14 protein-coding genes and 1 pseudogene are annotated in these 16,153 nt (G+C 73.4%); 10 read left to right on the top strand and 5 right to left on the bottom strand.

Annotated elements, in window-relative coordinates:
- A partial coding sequence (locus ABD350_RS31970) for an alpha/beta fold hydrolase (protein WP_344352428.1) occupies positions 1 to 2,679 on the top strand: 2,679 nt, incomplete at its 5' end.
- A gap of 86 nt (positions 2,680 to 2,765) precedes the next feature.
- Here the strand turns inward: ABD350_RS31970 and ABD350_RS31965 are convergent.
- Entirely contained in the window at positions 2,766 to 3,020 is a 255-nt protein-coding gene (locus tag ABD350_RS31965) for a PqqD family peptide modification chaperone (RefSeq protein WP_344352427.1), read from the bottom strand.
- Between the two features lie 332 nt (positions 3,021 to 3,352).
- Between ABD350_RS31965 and ABD350_RS31960 the strand changes: the two genes are divergently transcribed.
- The 6 genes from ABD350_RS31960 to ABD350_RS31935 all read left to right on the top strand — a co-directional run bounded on the left by ABD350_RS31960 (position 3,353) and on the right by ABD350_RS31935 (position 10,400).
- Positions 3,353 to 4,156, top strand: coding sequence for an ABC transporter ATP-binding protein (locus ABD350_RS31960; RefSeq protein WP_344352426.1), 804 nt, complete (start codon positions 3,353 to 3,355; stop codon positions 4,154 to 4,156).
- Positions 4,156 to 6,666 carry an FtsX-like permease family protein gene (locus tag ABD350_RS31955; protein ID WP_344352425.1) on the top strand — a complete coding sequence of 837 codons (2,511 nt, stop codon included), beginning with the start codon at positions 4,156 to 4,158 and terminating at the stop codon, positions 6,664 to 6,666. Before ABD350_RS31960 ends, ABD350_RS31955 begins: the two co-directional genes overlap by 1 nt.
- An 86-nt stretch (positions 6,667 to 6,752) precedes the next feature.
- Positions 6,753 to 8,051: a sensor histidine kinase gene (locus tag ABD350_RS31950; RefSeq protein ID WP_344352424.1), complete on the top strand. Its 1,299-nt coding sequence runs from the start codon at positions 6,753 to 6,755 to the stop codon at positions 8,049 to 8,051.
- Positions 8,015 to 8,659 (top strand): response regulator, encoded by a 645-nt coding sequence (locus ABD350_RS31945; RefSeq protein WP_344352423.1) that lies wholly within the window; start codon positions 8,015 to 8,017, stop codon positions 8,657 to 8,659. Before ABD350_RS31950 ends, ABD350_RS31945 begins: the two co-directional genes overlap by 37 nt.
- A gap of 119 nt (positions 8,660 to 8,778) precedes the next feature.
- Entirely contained in the window at positions 8,779 to 9,534 is a 756-nt protein-coding gene (locus ABD350_RS31940; protein ID WP_344352422.1) for a thioesterase II family protein, read from the top strand.
- Positions 9,531 to 10,400, top strand: coding sequence for an SDR family oxidoreductase (locus ABD350_RS31935; protein WP_344352421.1), 870 nt, complete (start codon positions 9,531 to 9,533; stop codon positions 10,398 to 10,400). The genes ABD350_RS31940 and ABD350_RS31935 overlap by 4 nt, the downstream gene beginning before the upstream one ends.
- A gap of 47 nt (positions 10,401 to 10,447) precedes the next feature.
- On the opposite strand, the gene ABD350_RS31930 is transcribed toward ABD350_RS31935, so the two are convergent.
- The 4 genes and pseudogenes from ABD350_RS31930 to ABD350_RS31915 form a co-directional block, all read right to left on the bottom strand.
- Positions 10,448 to 10,639, bottom strand: a complete 192-nt coding sequence (locus tag ABD350_RS31930) for a ferredoxin (RefSeq protein ID WP_344352420.1) — start codon at positions 10,637 to 10,639, stop codon at positions 10,448 to 10,450.
- 26 nt (positions 10,640 to 10,665) lie between these two features.
- Positions 10,666 to 11,901, bottom strand: a complete 1,236-nt coding sequence (locus ABD350_RS31925; RefSeq protein WP_344352419.1) for a cytochrome P450 — start codon at positions 11,899 to 11,901, stop codon at positions 10,666 to 10,668.
- A 51-nt stretch (positions 11,902 to 11,952) separates the two neighbouring features.
- A complete protein-coding gene (locus ABD350_RS31920; RefSeq protein WP_344352418.1) occupies positions 11,953 to 13,185 on the bottom strand; it encodes a cytochrome P450 in 1,233 nt (410 codons plus the stop codon).
- A 232-nt stretch (positions 13,186 to 13,417) separates the two neighbouring features.
- A pseudogene (locus tag ABD350_RS31915) lies at positions 13,418 to 13,603 on the bottom strand (TetR/AcrR family transcriptional regulator); the annotation flags it as partial.
- Positions 13,604 to 14,010: 407 nt separating this feature from the next.
- On the opposite strand from ABD350_RS31915, the gene ABD350_RS31910 reads away from it, so the two are divergent.
- Genes ABD350_RS31910 through ABD350_RS31900 form a run of 3 tightly spaced genes read left to right on the top strand, consistent with a single transcriptional unit; the run spans position 14,011 to position 16,151 of the window.
- Positions 14,011 to 14,907, top strand: a complete 897-nt coding sequence (locus ABD350_RS31910) for a proline iminopeptidase-family hydrolase (protein WP_344352417.1) — start codon at positions 14,011 to 14,013, stop codon at positions 14,905 to 14,907.
- Between the two features lie 29 nt (positions 14,908 to 14,936).
- Positions 14,937 to 15,872: an ACP S-malonyltransferase gene (locus ABD350_RS31905; RefSeq protein ID WP_344352416.1), complete on the top strand. Its 936-nt coding sequence runs from the start codon at positions 14,937 to 14,939 to the stop codon at positions 15,870 to 15,872.
- Positions 15,873 to 15,899: 27 nt separating this feature from the next.
- On the top strand, positions 15,900 to 16,151 hold the full coding sequence (locus ABD350_RS31900; RefSeq protein WP_344352415.1) for a phosphopantetheine-binding protein: 252 nt from the start codon (positions 15,900 to 15,902) through the stop codon (positions 16,149 to 16,151).
- Positions 16,152 to 16,153 lie beyond the last annotated feature (2 nt).

The raw sequence follows: 16,153 nt of genomic DNA, 5'->3' as shown, positions 1-16,153 counted from the left end.
AAGGTCGACTGGGATGCGGGGAACGTACGGCTGCTGACCGAGGAACGACAGTGGCCGGCCACGGATCGGCCGCGGCGGGCCGGGGTGTCCTCCTTCGGGATCAGCGGCACCAACGCCCACGCCATCATCGAGGAGGCCCCCGCCGAGGACCCGGCCGACGGTGAACCGGCCGACGGTGAACCGGACGCCCCCGCCGTCGTGTGGCCGCTGTCCGCCCGCTCCGCACCGGCCCTGGCCGCCCAGGCCGACCGGCTGCACGCCTTCCTCGCCGACCGGCCCGGAACGCACCCGGCGGCCGTCGCCCGCGCCCTCGGCACCCGGCGCACCGCCTTCGACCACCGGGCGGCCGTCACCGGCACCGACCGGGAGGAACTGCTGGCCGGGCTGCGCGCCCTCGCCACCGGGACGCCCGCACCCACCGCCGTCACCGGCCGGGCGCGCTTCGGCATCCGTACCGCGTTCCTGTTCACCGGGCAGGGCGCCCAGCGCCCCGGCATGGGCCTGGAACTGCGCGCCCACTACCCGGTGTTCGCCGACGCCTTCGACGCGATCGAGGCCCGGCTCGGCCTGGACCTGACCGGAGTGCTCGCCGGCGACGACCCGGACGCCGTCCACCGCACCGGGTACGCGCAGCCCGCGCTGTTCGCGTTCGAGGTCGCCCTGTTCCGGCTGCTGGAGTCCTTCGGCGTACGGCCCGACCTGCTCGCCGGGCACTCCGTCGGAGAGATCGCCGCCGCCCATGTCGCGGGCGTCCTCGACCTGGACGACGCCTGCGCCCTGGTCGCCGCCCGCGGCCGGCTGATGCAGGCGCTGCCGGAGGGCGGGGCGATGGTCGCCGTACGCGCCACCGAGCAGGAAGTGCGGCCGCTGCTGGACGACCGGGTCGCCCTCGCCGCGGTCAACGGCCCCGACTCGGTGGTCCTCTCGGGCGAGGAGGAGGCGGTGCTCGCCGCCGCCGGGGGCTTCGCCAAGGCCAGGCGGCTCACCGTCTCGCACGCCTTCCACTCGCCTCTGATGGACGGCATGCTCGACGAGTTCCGGGCGGTGGCCGAGAAGCTGGCCTTCCACCCGGCGCGCATCCCGCTGGTGTCCACCCTCACCGGCCGTCCCGCCGGGGAGGCGGAACTGCGCGACCCCGGCTACTGGGTACGGCACGCGCGGGAGACCGTCCGGTTCGCCGACGCCGTCACCGCCCTCGCCGCCGCCGGGGCCGGCCGCTTCGTGGAACTCGGCCCCGACGCCCACCTCACCGGCCTCGCCCGCGCCTGCCCGGAGGCCGACGGCGCCGTCCTCGTCGCGCTCGGCCGCCGCCACGGCGGTGAACCCGCCGCCCTGGCGTCCGGCCTGGCCCGCCTGTTCACCGACGGCCTCGCCCCCGACTGGGCCGCCCTGTTCCCCGGCACGGCCCGCGCCGAACTGCCCACCTACGCCTTCCGGCACGCACGCTACTGGCTGAACGCCGACGTGCCCCTCACCGTCGGCGCCCCGGCCGAGCCCGTGCCGCCCGCCCGGGCCGGCGCTCCCGAGGACACCGGGACGCTGCGGCACCGGCTGGCCGGTGCCGGGCCGGCCGCGCAGGAGGCCCTGCTGACGGACCTGGTCCGGGCCCAGACCGCCGCCGTCCTCGGGCACCCCGGCCCGGAGGCCGTCGAGCCCGACGCCGTCTTCCTGGAGATCGGCCTGGACTCCGTCACCGCCGCCGAACTCCGCGCCGCCCTCGGCACCGCCCTGGGCACCCCCCTGCCCGCCGGTGCCGTCTTCGACCACCGCACCCCGGCCGCCCTGGCCACCGCCCTGCGGGCCCACCTGGCCGGCGGCCCGGCGGCCCCCGACGGCACCGACGATCTCGAATCGGTCGGCGCTCTGGTGCGGCGCGCGGCGGCCGACGGACGCATGGGCCGGGCCATCGACCTGCTGCGCACCGTCGCCGAGATCCTCCCCGGCTTCTCCCGCCTGGCCGACCCGGCCGATGTCACCGACCCGGTGCGGCTGGCCACCGGCCCCGCCGCCCCCCGGCTGGTCTGCCTGCCCTCGCCGATGGCCCTGGGCGGCGCACACCAGTACGCCCGCCTCGCCCGGCACTTCGAGGGCCGCCGCGACCTCCTGGTGCCCGCCATGCCCGGCTTCGGTCCCGGCGAACCACTGCCGCGCTCGGTGGACGCGGTGCTGGAGACGGTCGTCGAGGGCATCCGCCGGGCCTGCCCGGACGAGCGGCCGTACGTGCTCGTCGGCTACTCCTCCGGGGGCCAGTTCGCCCACGCGGCGGCCGAGATCATGGAGAAGGCCGGCCGGCCGGCCGCGGGCGTGGTGCTGCTGGACACCTATCTGCCCGGGGACGACGGCAAGGACGAGCTGTGGCGGCAGATGTTCGACGGCATGCTGGCCCGCGAGTCCGCCCTCGGCGGCTTCGGCACCGCCCGCCTCGCCGCGATGAGCCGCTACAGCGACCTCATCCAGGACTGCCTGCCGGGCGTCCTGACGGCGCCGGTGCTGTTCGTGCGGCCCACCGAGTCCTTCGCCACCGGACCCGGCACCGGCGACTGGCGGGCGGTCTGGCCCGCCGAGCACCGGCCGGCCGAGGTGCCCGGCACCCACTTCACGATGCTGGAGGACCACGCCGGGGCCACCGCCCGGGCGGTCGAGGCATGGCTGACCGCCGGGCCCGCCGGTCCGCGCTGAGCCGGCGCCGCCGAAAAGGCGGCGGATAGCGGACGTGGACCGACCGGGCGGGCGGCCGAAAGGCCGCCCGCGCCCGCATATCTCCCTTATTCGGCGGCCTCGCGGAAATGCGCCACCCACGCCTCGATATCACATCGGATACTGTCCGGGTCGACACCTAATCGTGCGGCGATTTCTTCCGCCGCCGATTCCGGCTGCCAGTCGCTGCGCTGGAGCGCCAGCCACATCGTCGTGCCACGCGGACCGCACCGGTGGACCTTCCCGGTGCGCCGGGAGAACAGCTCCAGATAACCATCGGGCCGGACGCTCGCGGTCAGCTCGTGATCAGGCCTCCTGGCCATGGGGCATCCCATCTATCGTGGATTTATCCGGTCGGTTTCGACGGTACCCGCAGTCACGCCCCGGGACACGGGTGGCAATCGGCCCTTTCCCGGGGGAGCCAGATATGCGGTCGGGGTGGTGACACCTCCGCACAGAAATGCCGTCACCTCTGCACAAAGATGGAGACACCGTCGTACACATGTCGCCGGAATCCTGACGAAACCTGGACCGCGGAGGTAGAGAAACCTCTACCTCGAACCGGGCGGACAATGCCAATGTGCCGCGGCGGCGCCGTTCCTAATCTGGTCCCCAGACATCGCGTGAGAGGCGCGTCATCCCCCAGGGAGCCCGAGTGCACACTTCACACGACCTCCGCCGGACGGAGGCGGTACGGCTGGACGCCGTGTCGAAGACCTATGGCCGGGGCGACGGCCGGGTGGCCGCGCTCCGCGGGCTCACCATGAGCTTCGCCGACGGCACCTTCACCGCCGTCATGGGTCCCTCCGGATCCGGCAAGTCCACCTTCCTGCACTGCGCCGCGGGACTGGTCCAGCCCAGCTCCGGCACGGTCACCGTCGGCGGCACCGACCTCGCCGGGCTGGACGACACCCGGCTGACCAAGCTGCGCCGCGACCGGATCGGCTTCATCTTCCAGTCCTTCAACCTGCTGCCCGCGCTGACGGTGATGCAGAACATCACGCTGCCGCTGCAACTGGCCGGACAGCGGCCCGACAAGGCCCTGATCCGCACCGTCGTCCAGCGCGTCGGCCTGGCCGAGCGGCTCGGCCATCTGCCGGCCCAGCTGTCCGGCGGCCAGCAGCAGCGCGTCGCCATCGCCCGCGCCCTGGTGACCCGCCCCGCCGTCGTCTTCGCCGACGAGCCCACCGGCGCCCTGGACACCCGCACCGCCGCCGCCGTGCTCGGCCTGCTGCGCGAATCCGTCGACACCGCCCGCCAGACCCTGGTCATGGTCACCCACGACCCGGTCGCCGCCTCCTACGCCGACCGCGTGGTCTTCCTCGCCGACGGCGCCTTCGCCGGCGAACTGCACCGGCCCACGGCCGACGCGGTCGCCGCCCGGATGACCAGGCTCGGTGCCTGGGAGGACGACGCCCACCGGCAGAGCGCGCCGCAGCACTCGGGGGGACGGTACTGATGTGGCGCCTGGCACTGCGCACCCTGAAGTTCCGCCGGACGAGCTTTGTCGCGACCTTCCTCGCCATGTTCCTCGGCGCCGCGATCGTCATCGGCTGCGGCGGCCTGATGGAGACCGGCGTCCGCATGGCCGCCGCACCCCAGCGCCTGCGCGAGGCCCCGGTCGTCGTCACCGGTGAACAGAGCTACGACGCCGGCGCGCTGACCGAGCGGCACCGCATCGACGCCGGCCTGGCCGGCCAGGTGGCCCGGGTCGACGGAGTGCGCGCGGCCGTGCCCGACGTGTCGTTCCCGGCCACCGTCCTCAAGGACGGCAAGCCGGTGACCGGCGAGTCCGCGTCGTACGGCCACGGCTGGGCGAGCGCCCGGCTCACCCCCTATACCCTCGCCGCCGGGAAAACCCCCGTCACCGGCGGCGAGGCCGTACTCGACGCCGCACTCGCCCGGCGGGCCGGCGTCCGCCCCGGTTCCCCGGTCGACATCGTCGTCCAGGGCACCGTCCGCCGGTTCCAGGTCAGCGGCATCGCCGAACAGCGCGGCGACCACAACCCCGACGCGGCCGTGTTCTTCACGGACGACCGGGCCCGCACCCTCGCGGGCGGCCGGATCGACTCCGTCGCCGTGCTGCCCGCGCCCGGCACGAGCAACGCCGCCGTCGCGGACGCGGTGCGCGCCGAGGTCGGCGACCGCGCCGAGGTGCTCACCGGCGAGCGCCGCGGCCTGGCCGAGCTGCCCGGCACCCTCTCCAGCCGGCGTACCGTCGTCATCCTCGCGGCGGTCTTCGGCTCCTCCGTCGTCCTGATCGTCATGTTCGGCGTCGCCTCCACCCTCGGCCTCTCCCTTCAGCAGCGCGCCCGCGAGATGGCCCTGCTGCGCGCCGTCGGCTCCACTCCGCAGCAGCTGCGCCGCATGATCCTCACCGAGACGGCCGTGCTGTCGGTGGCCTCCGTCCTGCTCGCCCTGGCGCCCGGATACGCCATCGGACGGCTGCTGTTCAAGGTGCTGACCACCAGCGGCGTGGTGGCACCGGCCATCGTCTACCACGCCGGCCCGCTGCCGATGGCCGTCGGCGCGGCCGTCACCGTGCTCGCCGCGGCCGGTGCCACCCGGTTCGCCGGACGGCGCGCCGCCCGTACCGAACCGGTCGCCGCCCTCGCCGAATCCACCGCCGGCACCCGCTGGTTCAGCCTGCCCCGGCTGCTGCTCGCGCTGTTCTTCCTCGCCAACGGCATCGGCCTGGCCATCGCCACCGCCACCGTGATGGAGGACGGCCCCACCCTCGCCAGCACCGCCGGACCCGCCTCCGTGCTGTTCTGCATCGGCCTCGCCCTGCTCGCGCCCGGCCTCACCAAGGCCATGGTGGCGCTGCTGCGAGGGCCGGTACGGGCCCTGTCCGGGCTCTCCGGGCAGCTGGCGCTGCGCAACGCCGCCACCGCCCACGTCCGCATGGCGGGCGCCGTCGCACCGATCGTCCTGCTCATCGGCATCGCCACGGGCACCCTGTACATGCAGTCCACCGAGGACCACGTCTCGCGGACCTCCTACGACGACAACATCCTCGCCGACTACGTCCTCGACTCCACCACGGGCGGATTCGCGCCCGGCGTCGTCGCCGAGGTGCGGGCCACGCCCGGGGTGGCCGCGGCCTCCGAGTTCGTCACCAGCCGGGGCTTCGTGGACCGGCCGGGCGGCCCGGCCGACACCGACCTGCGCGGAGTCTCCGCCGAAGGGGTGCGCCAGAGCCTCGACCTGCCCGTGGTCGCCGGGTCCCTGGACGGCCTGCGCGGCGACACCGTGGCCCTGTCCGACAAGAAGGCCCGGGAGTACGGCGTGAAGGTCGGCGACCGGCTGCCGCTGCACCTCGGTGACGGCACCGCCGTGCGGCCCACCGTCGTGGCCCTCTACACCGACAACCCCAAGCAGCAGTACCTGACGCTGCCCGCGGCGACCCTCGCCCCGCACACCGGCGACCGGCTGCCGCACCAGATCCTGGTCCGCGCCGCGCCCGGCACCGGCAGCGAGGTCCACGACCGGCTGGCCGCGCTGGCCGCCCGGGTGCCCGGCACCGAACTGGACGACAGCTCCTCCCTGGCCGGCCGGAACAACCAGATCCAGCAGATCCTGGTGTCCGCGAACTACACCATCGTCGCCATGATCGTCGGATACGCGGCCATCACCGTCGTCAACACCCTGGTGTCCGTCACCCGCAAACGGCGCGCGGAGTTCGGCCTCCAGCGGCTCACCGGCGCCACCCGCGCCCAGGTGATCGGCATGCTGGCCGTGGAGGGCGTACTGATCGGCGTGGTCGCCACCGTCCTCGGCACCCTCGCCTCCGCGACGACCATCGTCCCCTACAGCCTCGTCAAGAGCGGCTCGTACCTGCCCTCCGGATCCCCCGGCATCTACCTCACCATCGTCGGCGGGTCCCTGCTGCTGGTGTTCGGTGCCACCCTGCTGCCCTCCTGGCGCGGTATGCGCAGCCCCGCCGTCGACACGGTGAAGGCCGCGTGAGCCAGGCCCCGGCCGGGCCGTCCCCGCTCCCTGCGGGCGGGGGCGGCCCCGGCGCAACAGGCGGTCGGGGATGGGAACATGAGCGCATGAAGACTGTGCCGGTCGCGTGGCGCGGCCGACTCCGCGGCGCCGCCCTGGACACCCTGGTCGGCGTGGCCACCGCCACCGGAGCCCTGCTGTCGGTCGTCCTCTTCGTCACCACCACCTACTTCGTCATCCTCTGCCTGATCGGCATCGGCTTTCTCGCGCTGCCCTACCTCACCCGGGCCGTGCGGTGGCTGTGCGACCTCAACCGGCGCGCCGCCGCCCGCTCCGGCGTCCCGGTGGAGCGGCCCTACCGGCCCGAACCGCAGGAGATCGAGCGGGACATCGTCGGCTGGACGCGCCGCTGCAAGTGGATCCTCGCCGACCCCGCGACCTGGCGGGACCTGCTGTGGCTGCTGCTCAACACCGTCGTCGGGCTCACCGGTTTCCTGCCGGCCGCCCTCCTGTACTACGCGGGGGAGGGGCTGTTCCTGGCCTGCGGGCTGTGGCGGCCGGTCGCGGACGGCGGAACGGGCCGCTGGTACGCCTTCGTCACCGTCGGCAGCTGGCCGGCCGCGTTCGCCGCCGGCCTGCTCGCGCTCGTCGTGCTCACCGGCTGGCTGCTGCTCACCCCGCTGGTGCTCAAGGGGTACGCCTACTTCGTCCGCTTCCTGCTCGGCCCGACCCGCGGGTCCCGACTGGCCTCGCGCGTGCGGCACCTGTCCGAGACCCGGTCCGGCGCGCTGGACATCCAGGCCGCCGAACTGCGCCGCATCGAACGCGACCTGCACGACGGCGCCCAGGCCCGGCTCGTCAGCCTCGGCCTGCAACTCGGCGCCGTCGACCGGAAGCTGGGCCAGGACCCCGAGGAGGCCCGCCGGCTGCTGCGGCAGGCCCGCAGCTCCTCCGTCGCGGCCCTGCGCGAACTGCGCGACCTGGTCCACGGCATCCACCCGCCGGTCCTCGCCGAGCGCGGCCTGGCCGACGCCCTGCGCGCCCTGGGCCTGGCCAGCCCGCTGGAGGTGACCGTGGTGGTGGATCTGCCCGGCCGGCTGCCCGACCCGGTCGAGTCCGCCGTCTACTTCGCCGTGTCCGAACTGCTCACCAACGCCCTCAAGCACGCCGACGCCCAGCGGGTGGAGGTCGTCGCCTGGCGCGCGGACGACACCCTGCACGCCCGGGTCACCGACGACGGCCGCGGCGGCGCCGACGTCTCGGCCGGGAGCGGTCTGGAGGGCATCCGCAGACGGCTGGCATCCTTTGACGGCGTCCTGGAGATCAACAGCCCTCCGGGCGGACCGACCGTGATCAAGCTGGAGCTGCCGTGCGCGTTGTCCTCGCCGAAGACCTCTTCCTCCTGAGGCAGGGAATCATCCAATTACTGGAGGCGTACGGCTTCGAGGTCGCCGCCGCCGTCGACAACGGCACGGACCTCGCCGCCGCGATCGCCGACCACCGGCCCGACGTGGCCATCGTGGACGTACGGCTGCCGCCCACCTTCACCACCGAGGGCCTCCAGGCCGCCCTGCGGGCCCGGCGCGAACGCCCCGGCCTGCCGATCCTCGTCCTGTCCCAGCACGTGGAGCAGATGTACGCCCGCGAACTGCTGGCCGACGGCACCGGCGGCATCGGCTATCTGCTCAAGGACAGCGTCCTGGACGACGAGCAGTTCATCGACGCCGTACGCCGGGTCGCGGCCGGCGGCACGGCCATGGACCCGGCCGTCGTCGCCCAGTTGATGACCAGCCACTCCCGGGACGAACCGCTGGCCGCGCTCACCGCCCGCGAACGCGAGGTGCTGGAACTCATGGCCGAGGGCTGCTCCAACACCGCGATCGCCCAGCGGCTCACCATCACCGAGGGCGCGGCGGCGAAACACATCTCGAACATCTTCACCAAGCTGATGCTCCCGCCGTCCGGCGACAGCAACCGCCGGGTCCTCGCGGTGCTCGCCTACCTCAACGCCTGAACCGGACCTGTGAGATGGGGCGAATAGGGGTGGCAGGAGGGCCCTGGTGCACGTGAGACTGCTGGGGCCCATCCGCGCCCCGCGCGGCGCAGCCACCCCAGGAAGGGAACACCCGCCCCATGACCACGCTCGCCGAGCAGGACCGTCTCTGGATACGCCGCTACCATCCCCGCCCGGACGCGGCGGCCAGGCTGGTGTGCCTGCCGCACGCGGGTGGCTCGGCGACCTACTACCACCCCGTCTCGGCGAACATGCCGGACTCCGTGGACGTGCTCGCCGTGCAGTACCCCGGCCGTCAGGACCGCCGCCAGGAGCCCTGTGCGACGAGCATCCAGGAACTGGCCGACCGCCTCACCCCCGTGCTGCTGCCGTGGACCGACCGCCCCCTGGTCCTGTTCGGCCACAGCATGGGCGCCACCCTCGGCTTCGAGATCGCCCGCCGGCTGGAACGCGACCACGGTGTGGTCCCGCGGGCGCTGTTCGTCTCCGCCCGCCGCGCCCCCTCCTGCCCGCGCGACGAGACCGTCCACCTGCGCGACGACGACGGGCTCATCGACGAGGTGCGCCGGCTCAGCGGCACGGACCCGTCCATCCTCGACGACATCGAACTGATCCGCATGGCCCTGCCCGCCATCCGCGCCGACTACCGGGCCGCCGAAACCTACGTCTACGAGCCCGGACCGAAGCTGCGCTGCCCCGTCGTCGCCCTGGTCGGTGACGACGACCCCAAGGTGACCGTGGAGGAGGCGCGCGCCTGGTCCCGGCACACCGACGGGCCGTTCGAGTGCCATGTGTTCCAGGGCGGCCACTTCTACCTGACGAGCCATCAGAAGCAGGTGCTGGGCCTCCTGGCGGACCAGGCGGCACGGGCATGAGGTCGGTCCTCGTCACCGGATGCGGCAGCGGCATCGGGCTGGAGACGGCGCTGGCGTTCGCCCGGCGCGGCGACCGGGTCCACGCCTGTGTGCGCGACCCCGCCACCGCCGGGGAACTGCTGTCACGCGCCCGCGCGGAGGAACTCACCCTGGACGTCCCCCGGCTGGACGTCACCGACGACGCCTCCGTCACCGCCGCAGTCACCGCGGTGCAGGACCGGTACGGGCCCCTGGACGTCGTGGTGAACAACGCCGGTGTCGACCGCACCGGACCGGCCGAGACCATGCCGCTGGAGCAGGCCCGCTCCGTGCTGGAGACCAACTTCTGGGGGCCGCTGCGGCTGGCCCGCGCCGTGCTGCCCGGGATGCGCGCCCGGGGCTCCGGCGTCATCGTCAACGTCTCCTCGCTCGCCGCCCGCACCTTCGCCGTACCGCACGGCGGTTTCTACGCGGCGAGCAAGGCCGCCCTGGGCGCGCTCAGCGAAGCCCTGTACGCGGAGGTCCAGCCGTTCGGCGTCCGGGTGGTGTGCCTGGAACCGGGCAGCTTCGCCACCGCCATCCAGCGCGCGTCCCGGGCCGGCGCCGCCGACGGCCGGCCGGCCGGGCCCGGCCCCTACGCGGCGGACCACGCCTGGCTGGACCGGTTCCTCGCCCGGGTGGCGGAGGGCGCGGCCGACTCCGCCGAGGCGGCCCGCGCGGTCGTCGCCGCGGCCGACGACCCCACGACCCCCCTGCACACCGTGGTCGGCGAGGACGCACGCGCGGCGCTGGAGTTCCTCGACGGGGTCTCCTACGAGCAGTGGCTGCCCCGCTTCCTGGAACAGGCCCAGGCGCTGGCGGGCCCCCGCCCGGCCGGCCCCCGCTAGGCCGTCGGCGGCGGGACCGGGCCGCCCGGTCCCGCCGCCGGGGGACGTCAGCCGTGCACGCGGATCGAACGGGACGGGCACAGGTCCGCGGCCCGCACGATCTCTTCGCGCAGTTCCTCGGCCGGCTCCTCGCTCAGCAGGGTGACCAGGCCGTCGGCGTCCTGGTCGAACACCTCGGGGCTCAGCAGCGCGCACTGGCCGGAGCCCACGCACCGGTCGCGTTCGGTGGAGACACGCATCAGGGGCAGTCCGTTCGGATCGGCCGTCACCAGGTGACGGGGAGTTCGTAGACGCCGTAGACCATGGCGTCGTCCTTGAACCGCAGCTCCCCGGGCTCGGCGGCCAGCCGCAGACCGGGGACGCGGCGCAGCAGGGTGCCGTAGACCGCCTCCAGCTCCGCCCGGGCCAGGTTGGCGCCGATGCACTGGTGGACGCCGTACCCGAAGGCCAGATGGGCGCGGGCCTCCTCGCGGTGGATGTCGAGGGTGCCCGGGTCGGGGAAGACCGACTCGTCGTGGTTGGCGGCGTTGTTCAGGGCGAGGATGCCCTCGCCGGCGCGGATGGTGACGTCGCCGACCTCGATGTCCGCCACCGCGACCCGGGCGGTGCCGGAGTCGGAGATGGAGAAGACACGCAGCAACTCCTCCACGGCGTTCGGCAGCAGGGCCGGGTCGGCCCGCAACTCGGCCATCTGATCCGGGTGTTCCAGCAGGGCCAGCACCCCGAGGGCGATCATGTTGGCGGTGGTCTCGTGACCGCCGACCAGCATCAGCCGGGCCATCGTCACCACGTCGGTGTGGTCGGCGATCCGCTCGGTGCGGTTCTTCTCCAGGAAGCGGCTGATGAGGTCGTCGCCCGGCTCGCTCTCCTTCCGGGTGACGAGCTGGTCGAGGTAGGCGTCCAGGGCCTGCACGGCCGCCCCGTACTCCTGCGGGCTCAGATCGTGGTTCATCAGCGCCGCCGACCACTCCTCGAACCGCGCGTGGTCCTCGTAGGGCACGCCGAGCAGTTCGCAGATCACCAGGGAGGGCACCGGCAGGGCGAGGGCGGTGACCAGGTCCACCGGGCCGCCCGCGGCCAGCATCGCGTCCACCCGCTCGTCCACGATCTGCTGGATCCGAGGACGCAGCTCCCGCACCCGCCGCGCCGTGAACTCCGGTATCAGCAAGCGCCGGTGGGCGGTGTGCTCCGGCGGGTCCATGTTCAGCATCATCAGCCGGACCTGCGCCAGCAGCTCCTCGGGGATGTGGAACTGGTGCGGATAGCCCGGCAGTTTGAGGTTGGAACTCACCCGGCTGTCGCCCAGCACCTGCCGGACGTGCTCGTGCCGGGTGACCAGCCAGGCGGGCTTGCCGTTCACCTTCAGGGCGGCGCGGGAGACGGGGGCGTCGGCGCGCAGCCCGGCGTACTCGGGCGGCTCCGCGAAGGGACAGGTGCGCCGCAGGGGGAATTGCACCGGCGGCGCTTCCGTCCCGGGTACGGCGTCGGCGGACTGGGTCATGGCTGCCTTTCGGACATCGGTGACGACAGGAGGGGGCGAGGTGGTGGAACGTCACCAGGTGACGGGCAGCTCGTACAGGCCGTAGACGATCGCGTCGTCCTTGAACCGCAGCTCCTCCACCGGGGCGGCCAGGCGCAGCGTCGGAACCCGGCGGAGCAGCGTCGAGTAGACGACGTCCAGCTCCATGCGGGCGAGGTTCTGGCCGATGCACTGGTGGACGCCGTAGCCGAACGCCAGCTGGCTGCGGGCCTCGCGGCGCACGTCCAGGCGGTCGGGGTCGGGGAAGACGCGGGCGTCGTGGTTGGCCGCGTTGTTCAGCGGCAGGATCCCCTCGCCGGCCCGGATGGTGACCCCGCCCAGCTCGATGTCCTCCAGGGCGACCCGCGCCGTGCCCGCGTCGGAGATGGAGAAGAAGCGCAGCAGCTCCTCCACCGCGCGCGGCATCAGCTCCGGCTCCGCGCGGACGGCGGCCAGCTGGTCCGGGTGCTCCAGCAGGGCCAGCACCCCGAGCGCGATCATGTTGGCGGTCGTCTCGTGCCCGGTGACCAGCATCAGCTTGGACATGCTGACGATGTCGGAGTGTTCCACGGCGGGCGTCTGCCGGTTGAACTCGATCAGCCGGCTGATCATGTCGTCGCCGGGCTCGCTCTCCTTGGCGGTGACCAGCCCGTCCACGTACTGGTCCAGCTCGTAGTGGGCGCGGCCGCGGTCCTCCTCGCCGATGTCGTGGTTCATGATGGCCCACGCCCACTCCTCGAACCGGCCGTGGTCCTCGTAGGGCACGCCGAGCAGTTCGCAGATCACCAGGGAGGGCACCGGCAGGGCGAGGGCGGTGACCAGGTCCACCGGGCCGTCCGCGCCCTTCTCCAGCATGTGGTCGATCTGCTGGTCCACGATCTGCTGCACCCGGCCGCGCAGCTCGCGCATCCGCCGCACGCTGAACTCCGGTGCCAGCATGCGCCGTTGCACGGTGTGGTCCGGCGGGTCCATGGACAGGAAGGTCAGCGGAACCGACTGGAGGATCTCCTGGGGCACCGGCACCTGGAGGGGGTAACCGGGCAGCTTCAAATTCGCGCTGACCCGCTCGTCGCCCAGCAGCTTCTTGTACAGGTCGTGCCGGGTGACCAGCCAGGCGGGCTTGCCGTCGACCTTCAGCCGGGCCCGGGAGACGGGAGCGGTCTCGCGCAGCTCGGCGTAGGCGGCCGGCGGGCTGAAGGGACAGGCCCGCCGCATCGGGAAGTCCGGCGGCGCGGCCTGGTCGGCCGGTTCGGCAGGTGCAGTCATCAGGTCCTCTTCGCACGAAAGGGAGCGGGACGCGCCGGCGACGGATGCTCCGGGCTCGGCGCCGTGCGGCGCTGTCGGCCGTCCCCCGCACGCTAGGCAGCCACGACGGCGGGGCCCAACCCCTAGCCGCCCCTAAGGACGGGAAGGCGGCCCGTCCCCGATGCTCCCGCCCACGCACACCGCCGTCGGCGACCTCTGCAAGGACCAGCGGCTCTCCGGCGCGCCGCACTGACTACGCGTCAGACGGGCGTCGTCGCCGTGGCAGGGCGCCGGTGAGCACCGTGGTCACGAGCTTGTGGACGGCGGCCGCGGCCGGCGGGCCGGGGTCGCGGACCGGGAACAGCAGGTGCCCGCCTCCCACCAGGGAGAGGGTGAGCGAGTCGATGTCGTCGCCAGCCGCCACGCATCCCGCTGCCCGTCGCCCGGCCCCGTCAGTTGCCGCGCATCTCGGCGTCCGTCGTCCGGCCCTGTCAGTTGCCGCGCATCTCGGCGTCCGTCGTCCGGCCCTGTCAGTTGCCGCGCATCTCGGCGTCCGTCGTCCGGTCCCGTCAGTTGCCGCGCATCTCGGCGTCCGTCGTCCGCCCCGTCAACCACCCCCACCCCGCTGCCCGCCGTACCACCCCGTCGCCCCGCCACCCGTACGCCCCCAGTCCTCCCGCGCACCGTCTAGGGGCGGTTAGGGGTCTGGTGGTGGGGCGGGGGCCGTTAGCGTCGGCTGCGGAACACGGTGGAGACGGTGACGGCACCGCGGCCCGGCTCTCCCGGTCCCGGTCGGTGTCCATGCCCGGCCGCCGTCCCGTCCCGCAGCGAGCAGAGGTGATCAGCGTGTCCCCGGAAGCCAGCGCGAAGGGCACCGTCCCCTTCGGGGAGTACCGGACCTGGTACCGGGTGACCGGTGAGCTCGGCGCGGGACGGCCGGCGGTCGTCGCCGTGCACGGCGGGCCCGGCAGCACCCACGACTACCTGCTGCCGCTCGCCCGGCTCGCCGAGGACGGCTGGCCCGTCGTCCACTACGACCAGCTCGGCAACGGCGGCTCGACCCACCTCCCGCACAAGGAACCCGGGTTCTGGACCGTCGAACTCTTCGAGGCCGAACTGGCCAACCTCATACAGCGGTTGGGCATCGCCGACGACTACGTGCTGTTCGGCCAGAGCTGGGGCGGCCCGCTGTGCGCCCGGCACGCCATGACCGCCCCGCCCGGCCTGCGCGGACTGGTCGTCGCCAACGCTCCCGCCTCCTACCCGTTGTGGCTTGAGGAGATGGCCCGGCTGCGCGCCGCACTCCCGCCGGGGGTGGAGGACACCCTGCGGCGGCACGAGGCGGCCGGCACCTACGACAGCGAGGAGTACCTCGCCGCGATGCGGGTCTTCTACGACCGCCATGTGTGCCGGGTGACGCCCTGGCCCCGGGACTTCCTGTCCTCCTTCATGGAGATCTACAACGACCCCACCGTCTACTACGCGATGAACGGCCCCAACGAGTTCCATGTCATCGGCTCCCTGAAGGACTGGTCGATCGTCGGCGACCTGCACCGCGTCCGCACCCCGACCCTGCTGATCAGCGGGCGCCACGACGAGGCCACACCGGCCGTAGTCCAGCCGTACCACGACGAGATCCCCGGGGCCCGCTGGGAGATCTTCGAGGAGTCCAGCCACCTTCCGCACCTGGAGGAACCCGAGCGGTTCCGCGCGGTGCTGACCGACTTCCTCAAGAGCCTGTGAGCCAAGTGCCTGTGAAAGGGGTCCCTGCCATGGCATCCGACACCGCTCTCGTCTTCCCCGGCATGGGACCCGTCCCGTTCGCCGAGGTGGGCAGGTTCATGGTGGCGAATCCCATCGCCCGGGACCTGGTCGCCGTCGCCGACGACGCCCTCGGCTACTCCCTCGTGGACGCCTTCCGCACCTCCCCGGGCGACTACTCGGAGGCCGCCCAGGTCGCGTTCCTCGTCAACTGCCTGGCCTGCGCCCACTGGGCCGAGGAACACCTCGGCGTGGCACCCGGCATCGTCACCGGGCCCAGCTTCGGCGAGAAGGCGGCCCTCGCCTACACCGGCGCCCTGGAACTGCCCGACGCCGTCCGCCTGACCGCCGAGATCGCCCGCTGCCTGGAGGAGTACTTCGCCACCGAGCACCGGGACGTCGTCACCCTGTCCTTCGTCCGTGCCCCGCACGACGGCCTCGACGCGATCCTCGCCGAACTGGACGCGGCGGGGGAGTGGCACGAGATCTCCTGCCGCGTCGACGACGGCTTCTTCATGGTGTCCCTCTCCGAACACCGGGTGGGCTGGATGGAGGAGCGGCTGCGCGCCATCGGCAGCCTCCCCCTGTACACCATGAGGCCCCCCATGCACGCCTCGGTGTTCAAGCCGTTGCGCGAGAAGGCCGCCCGCGAGGTGGTGTCCCGCTACACCTTCGCCGACCCCTCGCTCCCCGTCGTCGCCGACCAGGACGGCCGGCTGCTGCGCACCGGCGAGGAACTGCGCACCATGCTCCTCGACGGCTTCGACCACCCGATGGACTGGCCGAGCGTCACCACGGCCCTGAAGGACGCCGGCGCCCGCCGGCTGTGCGTCGCCGGACCCGACAGCCTGTTCGGCCGGGTGCCCCGCACCGTCCGCCAGTTCGACGTCGTCGCGGCCCAGCCGCGGCTGGCGATGACCCCCCGGCGCCGTAGCCGCGCCGCCTGATCCCCGCCCGACTCGTTGGAGGCCCCCATGTGGGACGACCGGTTCGAACAGATACTCCGTCCCTTCCTGCCGTTCCTGCCGCCGCAGGAGGCGCTGACGCCGGAGTCCGACCTGAAGGACCTCGGCCTGGACTCGCTCGGCACCGTCCAGCTCCTCGGCACACTGGAGGAGGACTACCAGGTCCGCTTCCGCGACAGCGCGCTCACCATGGACACCTTCCGCACCGCCGGTGTGCTGTGGGACACCGTGCGGGGCATGCTGCCGAGCACCGCGGGCTGACG

Origin of the sequence: Streptomyces nogalater, from assembly GCF_039532885.1 — a bacterium.
Taxonomy (GTDB): Bacteria; Actinomycetota; Actinomycetes; order Streptomycetales; family Streptomycetaceae; genus Streptomyces; species Streptomyces nogalater.
Note: the sequence above shows the minus strand (reverse complement) of the source record. Positions and strands in the feature narration are given on the sequence as shown.